The organism is Klebsiella sp. w6 (assembly GCF_033100215.1).
In the GTDB taxonomy this organism is placed as follows: domain Bacteria; phylum Pseudomonadota; class Gammaproteobacteria; order Enterobacterales; family Enterobacteriaceae; genus Klebsiella; species Klebsiella variicola.
On record NZ_CP136907.1, the window covers coordinates 5,011,445 to 5,023,772 of the forward strand.

The following is a 12,328-nucleotide window of genomic DNA, read 5'->3' on the forward strand; positions in this document are numbered from 1 at the left end:
AAGGGAGAGGGAGAAAACCAGATGGTTCCCTCTCCCTCCGGGAGAAAGTTAGGATGAGCGGCAATAGCACTACTTCACTAACTGTTTAGTCATCTCCAGCAGCTGGCGCACATCGGCCGGGCGGGTGTTGCCGCTGGCTTTATCGATAATCGAGCTGTAGATATGCGGGATGATTTTGCTCACCCCGGCATCGAGAGCGATTTTCAGGATCTCGCTGTAGTTGTCCAGATCGATACCGCCGGTCGGTTCCAGCCAGAAATCGTGCGCAGCGCAGGCTTTGGCGACGGCTTCGAATTCGGCGCGGTGCTTCAGGCCGCCCATCGGGAAGTATTTGATGGAGCTGCCGCCCATGTCTTTCAGCAGCGCGATGGCGGTTTCCAGCGGCACAATGCCATCCGCCGCGCCGCTGCTCAGCGGGCCGGTGGAGATCTTCACCATTCCCGGCGTACCGGTCGGCGAGACCAGGCCATTCACCACGGTCTCATTCTGCCCGAGCAGCGCGCGGCTGGTAGCCACGCCGGTGAAGACCTGGTTGACGTGCTGCGGCTGCACCTGGCGAGAAATCTCGCTCACCATCGCCGACTGGTTTGGATCGCCTGCGCCCAGCCCGACGGAGAGCGCGTTATCAATAAGCTTCGCGTAGTCACGCATATCGGCCACCGCGCTGGCGACATCCGGATAGTTTTTGGAGAGCACGCCGACCAGGACGTGACCTTCCGCCGCGTCGTAAATTTCGCGGGCGTTGTCTTTGCTGCCCGCCAGGACGTTCAGGCACACGCGATCACGGTGAAAGTTTGGGGTCAGTTTCATGCTTGTTTCTCCTTGTTCAGCACTTCCGCGATGCGGCGAGCAACCACCGCCAGCTGCTGCGCGTTCACGCTGCGGACATCGGCTTCGATAATGCCTTCATTCGCTTTATAGCCGCGGAAGTAGATGGCGTATTCGCCCTGCTTCAGCGCGTTAACCAGATCGCCGGTCTTCACGCCGGTCACCGCTTCGTTGAATTTGATTTCGGCGCGGGCGATATCGCGACCCGCGCTATCCCACACCACCCGGGCGGTCACGCCGTTAAGCGTGTTGAGCTGTTCGATAAACGGCGTCATCTTGTCCACCATCTGCTGACCGCTCTCTTTGGTCGCCGTCAGGTAGTGTTCAATGGCGCAGGTCAGACCGAGAATGCCCTCTTTGCCCACTTTCATCGCCCGGCCAATCCCCATCGACTGGCGCTTAACCCACTCAACGTACTGCGTTTTGCCGATGACCAGCCCGCTGGTCGGCCCTTCAATCGCTTTCGCGCCGCTGTAGATAACCAAATCGGCGCCCATGCGGTAGTAGCACTGCAGATCTTCTTCCGCCGCCGCATCGACGATCAGCGGTAAGTTATGCTGGCGCGCTACTTCCGCGGCCTGCGCGACGTTGAGCATGCTTTTCTGCACGCAGTGGTGGGATTTGATATACAGAATCGCCGCGGTGCGCGGAGTGATCGCCGCCGCCAGCTGTTGGGCAGAGCATTCGTTGGCGTAGCCCGCTTCCACCAGCTTACCGCCGCCCAATGCCACCATGGTGCCTACCGGCGCGCCAAAGTTGACGTTGTGGCCCTTCGGCAACACGATTTCGTTATTTTCAATCGGGGTAACGTGCAGATTCTCCAGCAGCCAGTCGCTGTCTTTCACCAGCACCGCCGCTACCGACTGGGCAATCCCCGCCGACGCGCAGGAGACAACGGTCGCCCCTTCCACATCCAGCAGTTTGGCGATGTACTCGCCGGTTTTATTCACCAGGTCTTTCATTTCAAAGTACTGGTTCATACCGGCCATCGCGGCTTCAACCACTTCCGGGCGCGGCGTGGAGACGCCCAGCGCCGTCATCCGGCCTGAAGTATTAATAACTTGTTTTAAATGGTATTTCTCAAAAATCGAAGGCATGTTCCGCGCTCCCTTGTTCGGTCAGATAGCCCTTGCCCGCGCGAATCGCGGCCAGCGGCACCAGAATGTTGTCAGCCTGCAGGCTCTCTTTTTCGGCATCCACCAATAACGTGGGCTGATGCTGCAGGCTAAATAGCGTTAAATCGGCATCGAAGCCCGCTTCCAGTCGCCCTTTACGCGCCAGGCGCAGCCCCTCGGCGGCGCTGACGGTCACGCAGTCAATCACCTGCGGCAGGGTCATGCCGATGGCGAGGAATTTCGACATCACCAGCGCCAGCGAGCGCACCGGGCCGTCGATACGGTTACGGCAGTAAATATCGGAGCTAATGGTGTGCGGCAGAATGCCCATCGCAATCGCCCGCCGCGCCACTTCAAAGCTGAAACTGGCGGTACCGTGGCCGACATCGAGGCGCACGCCGCGCTGCAGAGCGCGAGTAATGGAGCTGCGCAGCTCGCCGGCAGGATTCAGAATGCGGTTCGGCTTGCCGTTATAGCAGTGGGTAATGATGTCGCCGCTGCTCAGCAGATCGGCGATTTCATCGAGGTTCGGCGGGTTATTGCCGATGTGCACCATCAGCGGCAGATCGCCGTTTTCCTGCTGAATGGCCTTGGCGCGCGCCAGCGGCGTGATGCCGTTTTCGCCGACGACGCTGCTGCTCATCCGCGCCTTCAGGCCGACGATAAAGTCAGGATGACGCTGCACCGCCTGCTTCACCGCGGCGGCGTCGATATTGGCCATATTCGCCAGCTCATTCTGCGCAATCAGCCCGACGCGGGAGATGTTGAGCAACGCATAAACTTCCGTCGCCGCTTTACGGGTCAGTTGATAGAAGTCATCGACGTCGTCGGCGCCGGTGCTGCCGGCATCGATCACGGTAGTGACGCCGGTGGCGATGCCGACGCTATCCGGCTCATCATGATAAATCGGTGAATTCGGGTAGCAGTGAACGTGGGAGTCAATCCAGCCGGCGCTAACGTAGCTGTTGCCGTGCAGATCGAGGGTGTTGCGGGAGGGCGCGCTAATCTCGCCCAGCGCCGCGATTTTCCCGTCCTGGATGGCGATATCAGTCAGGGTATCGTCGACGAGGCGCGCACGGCGCAGGAGTAAATCAAACATAGCTATCTCCTGATGAAAAGGGTGAATCTGTTGCCGGATGGCGGCGTACCGCCTTATCCGGCCTACCAATCGCGCTGACGTGTAGGCCCGATAAGCGCAGCGCCATCGGGCGATTAGCTAATCGCCACCGGGAAGATGGAGCCGAGGATCATCGCGCCGAGGATGGCGCCGCCGGTGATCGGTTTCTGCCAGATGTAGAACAGCAGTGCGCCAACCAGCGAGCCAATCCCGATAGGAATCGAGGCGGTCATCGCGCTGAGGATAATCAAGGGACCGAGGAAGCGGCCGGAGGCATTACCGGCCCCCATCATCACGTCGGCGCCGTAAGTGGAATCGCTCTGGTTAATGGTGAACTTACGCGCCAGAATGATGATGTAACCCACTGCCAGACCAAGGACCAGGCCGGTGACCAGCGAGGCGGCGAAGTTCGCCACCGGGAAGACAAAGCCCGCGCCGAGCAGCAGCGCCGGTACGCCAAGACCGATACCGGTCTGTATCGCTCCGCCGATATCGAGGATCCCCACCAGCGACCCTTCGATGATGCGGGCGAACAGGAAGCTGGCGCCAAACGCCGCCACCGCGCCGTAAACGCCGGTATCAATCCCCGACTTCAGCATGGCCACGAAGGCCACTTCGTTAAAGGCGCCGATGCCGTACAGGTAGTACATGTGCGTCCCGGCGAAGACGCCGGAGGAGAGCAGGCCAACAAAGATCGGGAACGACCAGTCGGCATACCAAAAACCTTTATTCTGTTCCATTATCAGGCTCCCGTTACTTGCCGCTGAGTGAGTTGTGGATCATGTCCAGCCAGTTCGGCACGGTCAGATGGAAGGATTCGATCATCTTCATGTCGAAGCCGCGGAAGAAGCCGCTGAGGACAAACAGCGCGACGATGGCCACCATCATCACTTTAGTCACCCGGTTCCAGCCGCTCTCTTCGACGCCTTTACCGATCAGGATCCCCAGCACCAGACCCGGTACGGCGTTACCCATAATCAGCTGCGCGGCGCCGCCGAAAATCGTCGCCCAGAAGCCTGATTTCTTACCGGCATCGATAGCCGCCAGCCAGAAGATCACCGGCATCACGGTGTTCACCAGCAGGTTTGCCGCCGGCACCAGGACCTTAACCGCGGTCACCTGCAGCGCTTCCGGTACGGACGAGGCGGTGAGGTTGAGGAAGGCGACGACAATCATGCCGATGATGCCGCAGGAGATGGCCATTTTTTTCGGATCGTGCAGCGTTTCGCCGACGTTACGATTTTTCAGCATTAGCGCCGCCGCGCCCCAGTTGGGGATAATGCGGTGGTCAACATCCTGGGTGAAGGAGCCTGCTGCCACGGAAGAGGCCCAGGCGTTAAAGAAGAAACCGAGGCCAAAGGAGAAGTGGGAAGCCGGATCGCCTTCGCAGGAATTCAGCTCGCCCAGGGTTCGAAACGCCCCCATCCCCTGGGTGGTAGGGGCGTGAAACATGCGTGCCGCTCCGGCGCCCACGCCGACGCCGACCAGGCCGCCGATGATGAGCGATTTTATTAAAATTATCAGGAACATAGTCAGACCCTTTGCTAACAATCAGGTTTGCGTGACGAAATCCACTTTATCGAGATCGATGGCGGTCACGTTGACGGTGACGTCCAGCTCCACGCTGTAGGTCCGTCGTTCACGGCGCAAAAAGAAGAACAGGAAGGCCTCTTTTCGTACCGCTTCGCGCGCATGAACAACCGTCACGTCCTGTGGCTCAATACGCAGCAGAATGTGCGATGAGGTTTTCATCACCGCAGCCTGCACATGGTTCAGGGCATCGGCGAAGGCCCGTGATTTGCTTTCGCCTTTGCCGGCAACCCTCACCGTGGTGGTGAATTGCTCTTTCATACTTATGCGCCGTATTTCTTTTTCCAGGCTTCTACCAGGCGCTCGCCCAGCTCTTCTTTATCCATAAAGCCGAAGCCCAGCACGTTGCACCCTTCGTTGATGGCAGTGACGCCCTCTTCCACCGAACGCATGCCATATTTCGCTTTGTAGCCGTATTTGGTCTGGGCGGTGATGGCCCCGGCGCCGCCGCTGCCGCAGAAGGAGATGCCGAAGGTAGCGTTTTCCGCTTTCATCATGTCGCCAAGCTTCATATCGGCAGCAACGCCAGGGACGACCACAGCACGTGCGCCCGCTTTCTCAGCGCCTGCAGCGACTTTTTGGCCTTTACCCAGACGGTCGCCAATGACTACGGTGATTTGTTCCATGTTTTGCTCCTTACAGGTTTTCTTTTGCGACTTCGAAATGGACGGACAGCAGCCAGGCCTCTTCATCGGGCAGGTTGCCGAACTGCGCGACCACTTCGCGGGCCAGCGTCATTGAATCTGGTGAAATCTCTTCGAACAGGCTGGCATCCACTTCCGGCAGCGGTTCACCACTGATTGACCGGTGGGCCATGGCCCGCACGTGGGAAGTCAGCATTTGCTCCTGAACGTCGTTAGGGACGATGCCGTGACGGTTTAACAAGGCGTAAACCTGCTGCAGCATCTTGTCAGCCAGCCGTTCGGTCTGCGCTGCCTGCTCCCCTTCGTCGTGTATTACCGCTCCGTTATTCACTTCTGATACCCCGCTGATGTCTCTGGAAATCAAGGTAGCGCCGGGGGATGGGAGTTTGTAGCGAGTTGTTTTCCACTTCGAAGTGGAAAGGGAGACGGCAGGCGTGATCGACCCCACATATTCACAGGGAAAAGGCAAAAACGACGGCTATGACGTGAGATGTATCACAACAATGAGCGTGGACAAGGCGCCCGCGGCAGCGGAAAGGCCGGAAAAAGAGAGTGGAAAAATGTGATATCGGTAGGCTTTCAGGCGGGAGGCATCGGCTGATGCCTCCCGAAAAGAACGGTTAGCGGTACTTCTTATGGTAGGTGTTGCGGGTGGTTTTAAACTCCTCCGCGGCGGCCTGCGCCTCTTTCACCTTGCCTTCGTTCGCCAGCTTCAGCGCACCGTCGATCTGGCCGATCAGAATATCCAGACCATGACGGTAATCTTTCATCTCAGCGCTGTCGGCCGCTTTGCCTTCCAGCTTCGGCGGGGTCTCTTTCTGGGCATCGACCGCGGCGGTACGCATCTTATTCAGCGCCGCTTTCAGCTCGCCGGCGTCGGAGGTCTTCTGTACCACTTGCAGGTTTTCTGCCAGAGTGTCCATGTCTTCGCCCAGGTCGGCGAAGGCCGACGCTGAACCGAGCGCAAAAGCAGAGACAGCCAGCATCGCTAACAGTTTTTTACGCATTGCTCACTTCCTTTTTATTATTTAAGCAAACAGGTGTTATTGCCCGGCGATTTTCATCTCCGGCAGCAGCACAGAACCGCACTGAATGTTGCTGCGCGTTTCAATATCATCGCCAATGGTCACGATATTACGCCACATTTCTTTCAGATTTCCTGCAATGGTGATCTCACTGACAGGATATTGAATTTCGCCGTTTTCTACCCAGAAGCCGGATGCGCCGCGTGAGTAGTCGCCGGTGACGCCACTGACACCCTGCCCCATCAGTTCGGTAACCACAAGACCGGTGCCCATCTCTTTAAGCATCTTTGCAAAACTCAGGCCGCGGCCGTTAATGCGCCAGTTGTGGATGCCCCCGGCGTGGCCGGTGCTTTTCATCCCCAGCTTACGCGCCGAGTAGTTGGTCAGCAGCCACTGGGTCAGCACGCCGTCTTTGATGATGTCACGACGCTCGGTGCGCACGCCTTCGCTGTCGAACGGCGTGGAGGCCAGCCCTTTCAGCAGGTGCGGATGTTCTTCGATGGTCAGCCACTCTGGCAAAATTTGTTTGCCCAGCGAATCGAGCAGGAAGGTGGATTTGCGGTATACCGAACCACCGGCAATCGCTCCGACCAGGTGGCCAAACAGCCCGGTCGCCACTTCGTTGGCGAAAATAACCGGCGCCTTCATGGTCGACAGCTTACGCGGCGCCAGACGCGACAGGGTGCGGCGAGCGCACTCTTCCCCGACCCATTCCGGGGACTGCAGATCCTCGATCGCCCGGCCAATGGTGTAGGCGTAGTCGCGCTCCATATCGCCATCATCTTCCGCGATGACGCAGCTGGAGAGCGAATGGCGAGTCGAGCAGTAACTTTGCAGCATGCCGTGACTGTTACCGAACACTTTGATGCCGTAGTGGCTGTTAAAGCTGCCGCCTTCGGTGTTGGTGATGCGTTTATCGGCCTTCAGCGCCGCTTGCTCCGCGCGGGCGGCCAGTTCGATGGCTTCGTCCGGGGAGACCTCCGCCGGGTGGAACAGGTCCAGATCCGGGGCGTCAAAGGCCAGTAGCTCTTTATCGGCCACACCGGCAAACGGATCCGGGGAGGTGTAGCGCGCAATATCCAGCGCCGCCTGTACGGTGCGGGCGATGGCGTCCGGGCTAAGATCGGTGGAAGAGGCGCTGCCCTTGCGGTTCTGATGGTAAACCGTAATGCCTAACGCCCCATCGCTATTGAATTCTACATTCTCCACTTCGCCATAGCGGGTGCTGACGCCGATGCCCGTCGTTTTGCTGACGGAGACTTCCGCACCGTCAGATTTACCTGCCGCCAGTTCCAGTGCCGTGGTAACGGCTTCTTCCAGCGTCTTACGCTGCTGTGCAACTTGAGAGATGACTTTCATTGCTAATGCCATAATGTAAGAAGGAGTTAACTGAAGTCTAACAGAGAACCGTTTTTCAGTGCGCGCCTTAACTGGTAACATTAGCCTCTTTTTTTAAGGAGCCTGAGATGACAAAGCAGCCCGAAGACTGGCTCGACGACGTGCCCGGTGATGACGTTGAAGATGAAGATGATGAAATCATCTGGGTCAGTAAGAGTGAAATTAAGCGCGACGCGGAAGAACTGAAGCGTCTTGGCGCGGAACTCGTTGACCTGGGGAAAAACGCGCTGGATAAAATTCCGCTGGATACTGACCTGCGCGACGCCATCGAACTCGCCCAGCGAATCAAAAAAGAGGGTCGCCGCCGCCAGCTGCAGCTTATCGGTAAGATGCTGCGCAACCGCGATGTCGATCCGATTCGTCAGGCGCTGGACAAGCTGAAAAACCGTCACAACCAGCAGGTTGCGCTGTTCCACAAGCTGGAGCAGATCCGCGACCGACTGATTGACGATGGGGATGACGCTGTCGCTGAAGTGCTGAACCTGTGGCCAGATGCTGACCGTCAGCAGCTGCGTTCGCTGATCCGCAATGCGAAGAAAGAGAAAGAAGGCAACAAGCCGCCGAAATCGGCGCGCCTGATCTTCCAGTATCTGCGTGAACTGGCGGAAAACGAAGGCTAAGTCCCGCTGTTTTTGCCCGCAATCGTCTCCCGGATGGCGGCGCGCTGCGCCTTATCCGGGCTACAGATCCCTATATATCAACCGGTTACTCTGTTTCGTAGGCCCGCGCAAGCACAGCGCCGCCGGGCAACCTGTACCAGACTCCGTTCCCGTCGTTGTGCCGGATGGCGGCTAACGCCTTATCCGGCCTACGGAGCCCTGTATATCAAACGGTTACTCAACACCGTAGGCCCGCGCAAGCGCAGCGCCGCCGGGCAACCTGCATCAGACTCCGTTCCCGTCATTGTGCCGGATGGCGGCTAACGCCTTATCCGGCCTACCTTCACCCCAGTTCTAAGGCTTGCGCCAGCAGGGGGATTCCCGTCGCCTCGGATGAGTCCCCTCATCCGCACGACGATACGTTTGTTTTTTGCCGTGTTGCCAAGCTGAATCGTTAAAGCTAAAAACAATATAGATCACATATCCTGGTGATATATACGCATTACTTAGCAAAATAATACGACTTTCATCTCATTTAACATCATAAAAACGGCCACTTTCTCACCAGGTGAGGCGCTTCACATTTTAATCACCCCCATGCCGGTAGATTTCACACGTCAATGACACAATCGATTCAGCAAAAAGGGAATAAAAATGAAAAAGACATTGGTTCTGACGACGATCGCCCTGCTGGTTTCTGGCTCAGCCGCGGCAAAAACATGGGTGCTGACGAACGCTGAAGAGGGCATGGATAAAGGAAACTGGCAGATCAGCAGCGATCAGCTGAAGGTAAAAGACCATGCGTTCAGCATTGAGCAAAAAGTCCTGCACGGCGGTAAGCAGGAAGGCAGCAAAATCCTCACCATTCACAGTAAAGACGGCCTGACCATCACTCTCAGCCCAACCCGTGGCATGAACTTACTGCGTATTGAGGGTTTCGGCAGCCGGATGGGCTGGGATTCGCCGGTTAAAGAGGTCGTCAACCCGGCGTTTATCAACCTGGAAAGCCGCAATGGACTCGGCTGGCTGGAAGGATTCAACGAGATGATGGTCCGCTGCGGCTATGAATGGACCGGCCATCCGGTGACCGCGGACGGGCAGATTTATACCCTGCACGGCAAGGCGGGCAACACTCCGGCCTCGCGGGTAGAAGTCGAGGTGGCTGACAGCGCGCCGTATGAAATCCGCATCCGCGGCCTGGTGAAAGAGAGCACCTTCAAAAAAGCCGATCTGCAGACCCTGACCGAACTGCGCTACGTGCCGGGCAGCAACAGCTTCAGCCTGCATGATGTCTTAACCAACCATGCTGACTATCCGCATGATTATCAGATTATCTACCACAGCAACTTCGGCACCCCGATTCTGGAAGAAGGCGCGCGCTTCCTCGCCCCGATGTCCAGCATCAGCCCGTTCAATGATTACGCGAAGAGCGGGTTAAAAACCTGGCAGACCTATCAGGGACCGACCAAAGATTTTGACGAGATGGTATTTAATATTCAGCCGCTGGCCGATGAAAATCACCAGACCCTGGCCGCGGTGGTCAACAAAGCGGGCGATAAAGGGGCCTCCATTCAGTTTGATACCCGTCAGCTGCCGGTCCTGACGCTATGGAAAAACACCGACACCATCAAACAGGGCTACGTCACCGGTATCGAACCGGGCACCAGCTACGCCTATCCGGTCACCATTGAACGCGAACAAAAACGCGTGAAGCAGCTGCAGCCGGGCGCCAGCGCGCAGTTTGATCTGACCTACACCCTGCTGCACGACAGCGCTCAGGTGGCCGCCGTTGAGCAGAAAATCGCGCAGATTCAGGGCGACAATAAAGTCGCGGAGAACGAGACGCCGATCGCCAAAGAGTAAGGTTGTAACCAGTGAATTCCCGGAGCTGGGCGACGCCCCGTTCCGGGCTACTCCCGCCCCATCACCTCGCGCCCGAGATCCCGGGCAAACTGCTGGTACTGTCGCTCATCGATCGGCTGCGGGTAGCTCAGCACCAGCAACTCATGATCCGCGATGCCCTGATGATAGCTCGGGTGATGATGCGCCCACGCATTGGCATGAAATCCCATCGACTGATAAAAGCGCAGCCGTTTATGAGCGATTGCCGTGGTTAGCGGATCGATTTCCAGAATGGTCAGCGGCGCGCGCGTCAGGATCTGCGCCAGCAGCTGTTTACCATAGCCGCGGGAGCGCAGCGTATCGTCGATCGCCAGATGTTCGATATAACCGTAGCCGGCAAACTGCCAGCAGCCGCTGAGGCCGATAAATACGCCCTCATCGAACCACGCTTCCAGCGCGTAGCGCGGGTGGCTCAGCGCCTGAAGTTTGGCGTCGCTTTCGCGCTGCTCGTGCCACGGAAAGGCGCGCGCGTAGAGCGCGTCCAGCGTGGCGAAATGGGGCGAGTCGGTAGAACGTAATCTTTCGCAGGTCAGCATGGCACAATCCCTGGTGGCGAAAACAAAACTGCCCTCACACGGAGGGCAGTGATCGGAGGCATTCGCGCTTATTCTGCCGCGGCCGCTTTTTGCGCCAGCTTATCCAGCAGCATCTGATGAATGCCGCCGAAGCCGCCGTTGCTCATCACCAGGATATGGTCGCCCGGGTGGGCGGTTTTGACCACCATCTCCGCCAGGGTATCGACGTCGGCGCTCCAGTGGGCCGGCTGGACGCAGGCTTCCGCCACTTCCGCCACCTGCCAAGGAATATGCTGCGGCTGCAGGAGGAACACTTCATCAGCGCGACCGAGAGACGGCGCCAGATCGTCTTTGCAGACGCCCATTTTCATGGTGTTAGAGCGCGGCTCCAGCACGGCGAGAATACGCGCGGTGCCGCCCACTTTGCCGCGCAGCGCCTGCAGCGTGGCGAGGATTGCCGTCGGATGATGGGCGAAATCGTCATACACGGTGACGCCGTTGGCTTCGCCGCGCAGCTCCAGGCGACGGCGGGCGTTGATAAAGCTGCCCAGCGCGTTCGCGGCATCCGCCGGCAGCACGCCGACGTGACGCGCCGCGGCAATCGCCATCAGGCCGTTATGCATATTATGCTCGCCGACCAGCGCCCACTTCACTTCACCAACCTTTTCGCCGTCGAGCAGCACTTCCCACTGCGAGGCGTCGGCGTTCAGCTTCTTCGCCTGCCAGTGGCCCTGCTCGCCCACCAGCTCCTGCTCGCTCCAGCAGCCCATCGCCATCACCTGCTTCAGGTTGATGTCGTTCTCCGGCAGGATGATTTTGCCTTTGCCCGGCACGATACGCACCAGATGGTGGAACTGTTTCTGAATCGCCTTCAGGTCGTCAAAGATGTCCGCGTGGTCGAACTCAAGGTTGTTGAGGATCAGCGTCCGCGGGCAGTAGTGAACAAACTTGGAGCGCTTGTCGAAGAAGGCGCAGTCATATTCGTCGGCTTCAATCACAAAGAACGGGCTGTCGCCCAGGCGTGCGGAAACATCAAAGTTCCCCGGTACGCCACCGATCACGAAGCCCGGTTTATAGCCGCAGGCTTCGAGGATCCAGGTCGCCATCCCGGCGGTGGTAGTTTTGCCGTGGGTCCCGGCGACGGCCAGCACCCAGCGATCGCGCAGCACGAAGTCGTGCAGCCACTGCGGGCCGGACATATACGGAATATTGTTTTCCAGCACCGCTTCAACGCACGGGTTGCCGCGAGTCATGGCATTACCGATGATCACCAGATCCGGCCGGGGCTCCAGCTGACTGGGGTCATAACCCTGAATTAAATCAATCCCCTGGTTTTCCAGCAGGGTGCTCATCGGCGGATAGACGTTAGCATCCGACCCTGTTACCTCATGACCGAGGGAGCGCGCCAGCATGGCCAGGCCCCCCATAAACGTGCCACAGATTCCTAAAATATGAATGCGCATTCGTCATTTCCTTCTCTTATCCGGGGCACATTTTACCCATATCCCGGGCCCTGGCGAAATGCATTTCAGGCGAATCTGTATTTTGCTGGCGCGATTCACCAGTGCGCACTTTTTTGATTCTTTGTTAAGATT

General features: G+C 58.1%; 15 protein-coding genes and 1 pseudogene. 3 read left to right on the forward strand and 13 right to left on the reverse strand.

The features are described 5' to 3' along the window. Positions 1-69: 69 nt before the first annotated feature. The 8 genes from dagF to R0140_RS24440 all read right to left on the reverse strand — a co-directional run bounded on the left by dagF (position 70) and on the right by R0140_RS24440 (position 5,625). Positions 70-810, reverse strand: coding sequence for a 2-dehydro-3-deoxy-phosphogluconate aldolase (gene dagF, locus R0140_RS24405; RefSeq protein ID WP_032741402.1), 741 nt, complete (start codon positions 808-810; stop codon positions 70-72). Next, positions 807-1,925, reverse strand: coding sequence for a DgaE family pyridoxal phosphate-dependent ammonia lyase (locus tag R0140_RS24410; protein ID WP_032741400.1), 1,119 nt, complete (start codon positions 1,923-1,925; stop codon positions 807-809). Before R0140_RS24410 ends, dagF begins: the two co-directional genes overlap by 4 nt. Further along, a complete protein-coding gene (locus R0140_RS24415; RefSeq protein WP_032736729.1) occupies positions 1,909-3,042 on the reverse strand; it encodes an amidohydrolase/deacetylase family metallohydrolase in 1,134 nt (377 codons plus the stop codon). Before R0140_RS24415 ends, R0140_RS24410 begins: the two co-directional genes overlap by 17 nt. Positions 3,043-3,155: 113 nt before the next feature. Next, positions 3,156-3,800, reverse strand: coding sequence for a DUF4310 family protein (locus tag R0140_RS24420; RefSeq protein ID WP_004152267.1), 645 nt, complete (start codon positions 3,798-3,800; stop codon positions 3,156-3,158). A 13-nt stretch (positions 3,801-3,813) separates the two neighbouring features. Continuing rightward, the gene (locus R0140_RS24425; RefSeq protein WP_002886897.1) at positions 3,814-4,590 is read right to left on the reverse strand and encodes a DUF4311 domain-containing protein; all 777 of its coding nucleotides are present in this window, start codon (positions 4,588-4,590) and stop codon (positions 3,814-3,816) included. 21 nt (positions 4,591-4,611) lie between these two features. Continuing rightward, the gene (locus R0140_RS24430) at positions 4,612-4,911 is read right to left on the reverse strand and encodes a DUF4312 family protein (protein ID WP_004206503.1); all 300 of its coding nucleotides are present in this window, start codon (positions 4,909-4,911) and stop codon (positions 4,612-4,614) included. A gap of 2 nt (positions 4,912-4,913) precedes the next feature. After that, complete coding sequence (locus R0140_RS24435) at positions 4,914-5,276, reverse strand: SFCGS family glycine-rich protein (RefSeq protein ID WP_004206501.1); 363 nt, start codon at positions 5,274-5,276, stop codon at positions 4,914-4,916. Positions 5,277-5,286: 10 nt separating this feature from the next. Next, positions 5,287-5,625, reverse strand: coding sequence for a PRD domain-containing protein (locus tag R0140_RS24440; protein ID WP_008807140.1), 339 nt, complete (start codon positions 5,623-5,625; stop codon positions 5,287-5,289). A 103-nt stretch (positions 5,626-5,728) separates the two neighbouring features. Between R0140_RS24440 and R0140_RS24445 the strand changes: the two genes are divergently transcribed. Beyond that, positions 5,729-5,860, forward strand: a complete 132-nt coding sequence (locus tag R0140_RS24445; protein ID WP_012543089.1) for a hypothetical protein — start codon at positions 5,729-5,731, stop codon at positions 5,858-5,860. 54 nt (positions 5,861-5,914) lie between these two features. Here R0140_RS24445 and cybC read toward each other — a convergent pair whose 3' ends face one another. Beyond that, positions 5,915-6,301 (reverse strand): cytochrome b562, encoded by a 387-nt coding sequence (cybC, locus tag R0140_RS24450; RefSeq protein WP_002886893.1) that lies wholly within the window; start codon positions 6,299-6,301, stop codon positions 5,915-5,917. Between the two features lie 36 nt (positions 6,302-6,337). Further along, a complete protein-coding gene (gene pmbA / locus R0140_RS24455; protein WP_008807141.1) occupies positions 6,338-7,690 on the reverse strand; it encodes a metalloprotease PmbA in 1,353 nt (450 codons plus the stop codon). A 95-nt stretch (positions 7,691-7,785) separates the two neighbouring features. On the opposite strand from pmbA, the gene yjgA reads away from it, so the two are divergent. Beyond that, entirely contained in the window at positions 7,786-8,337 is a 552-nt protein-coding gene (gene yjgA, locus R0140_RS24460; RefSeq protein WP_004177664.1) for a ribosome biogenesis factor YjgA, read from the forward strand. 333 nt (positions 8,338-8,670) lie between these two features. Here the strand turns inward: yjgA and R0140_RS24465 are convergent. Continuing rightward, positions 8,671-8,786: pseudogene (locus R0140_RS24465) on the reverse strand (hypothetical protein). A 184-nt stretch (positions 8,787-8,970) separates the two neighbouring features. Between R0140_RS24465 and R0140_RS24470 the strand changes: the two are divergent. Continuing rightward, positions 8,971-10,179, forward strand: coding sequence for an aldose 1-epimerase family protein (locus R0140_RS24470; RefSeq protein ID WP_023323523.1), 1,209 nt, complete (start codon positions 8,971-8,973; stop codon positions 10,177-10,179). Between the two features lie 47 nt (positions 10,180-10,226). Here R0140_RS24470 and R0140_RS24475 read toward each other — a convergent pair whose 3' ends face one another. Together R0140_RS24475 and mpl are read right to left on the reverse strand one after the other, a co-directional pair. Then, a complete protein-coding gene (locus R0140_RS24475) occupies positions 10,227-10,754 on the reverse strand; it encodes a GNAT family N-acetyltransferase (RefSeq protein WP_008807143.1) in 528 nt (175 codons plus the stop codon). Positions 10,755-10,822: 68 nt separating this feature from the next. After that, positions 10,823-12,196 (reverse strand): UDP-N-acetylmuramate:L-alanyl-gamma-D-glutamyl-meso-diaminopimelate ligase, encoded by a 1,374-nt coding sequence (gene mpl / locus R0140_RS24480; RefSeq protein WP_032741397.1) that lies wholly within the window; start codon positions 12,194-12,196, stop codon positions 10,823-10,825. Positions 12,197-12,328 lie beyond the last annotated feature (132 nt).

Bases quoted from the DNA above. Each gene is read 5' to 3' on its own strand.
- dagF (WP_032741402.1), bottom strand. From the start codon at position 810: ATGAAACTGACCCCAAACTTTCACCGTGATCGCGTGTGCCTGAACGTC.
- R0140_RS24410 (WP_032741400.1), bottom strand. From the start codon at position 1,925: ATGCCTTCGATTTTTGAGAAATACCATTTAAAACAAGTTATTAATACT.
- R0140_RS24415 (WP_032736729.1), bottom strand. From the start codon at position 3,042: ATGTTTGATTTACTCCTGCGCCGTGCGCGCCTCGTCGACGATACCCTG.
- R0140_RS24420 (WP_004152267.1), bottom strand. From the start codon at position 3,800: ATGGAACAGAATAAAGGTTTTTGGTATGCCGACTGGTCGTTCCCGATC.
- R0140_RS24425 (WP_002886897.1), bottom strand. From the start codon at position 4,590: ATGTTCCTGATAATTTTAATAAAATCGCTCATCATCGGCGGCCTGGTC.
- R0140_RS24430 (WP_004206503.1), bottom strand. From the start codon at position 4,911: ATGAAAGAGCAATTCACCACCACGGTGAGGGTTGCCGGCAAAGGCGAA.
- R0140_RS24435 (WP_004206501.1), bottom strand. From the start codon at position 5,276: ATGGAACAAATCACCGTAGTCATTGGCGACCGTCTGGGTAAAGGCCAA.
- cybC (WP_002886893.1), bottom strand. From the start codon at position 6,301: ATGCGTAAAAAACTGTTAGCGATGCTGGCTGTCTCTGCTTTTGCGCTC.
- pmbA (WP_008807141.1), bottom strand. From the start codon at position 7,690: ATGGCATTAGCAATGAAAGTCATCTCTCAAGTTGCACAGCAGCGTAAG.
- yjgA (WP_004177664.1), top strand. From the start codon at position 7,786: ATGACAAAGCAGCCCGAAGACTGGCTCGACGACGTGCCCGGTGATGAC.
- R0140_RS24470 (WP_023323523.1), top strand. From the start codon at position 8,971: ATGAAAAAGACATTGGTTCTGACGACGATCGCCCTGCTGGTTTCTGGC.
- R0140_RS24475 (WP_008807143.1), bottom strand. From the start codon at position 10,754: ATGCTGACCTGCGAAAGATTACGTTCTACCGACTCGCCCCATTTCGCC.
- mpl (WP_032741397.1), bottom strand. From the start codon at position 12,196: ATGCGCATTCATATTTTAGGAATCTGTGGCACGTTTATGGGGGGCCTG.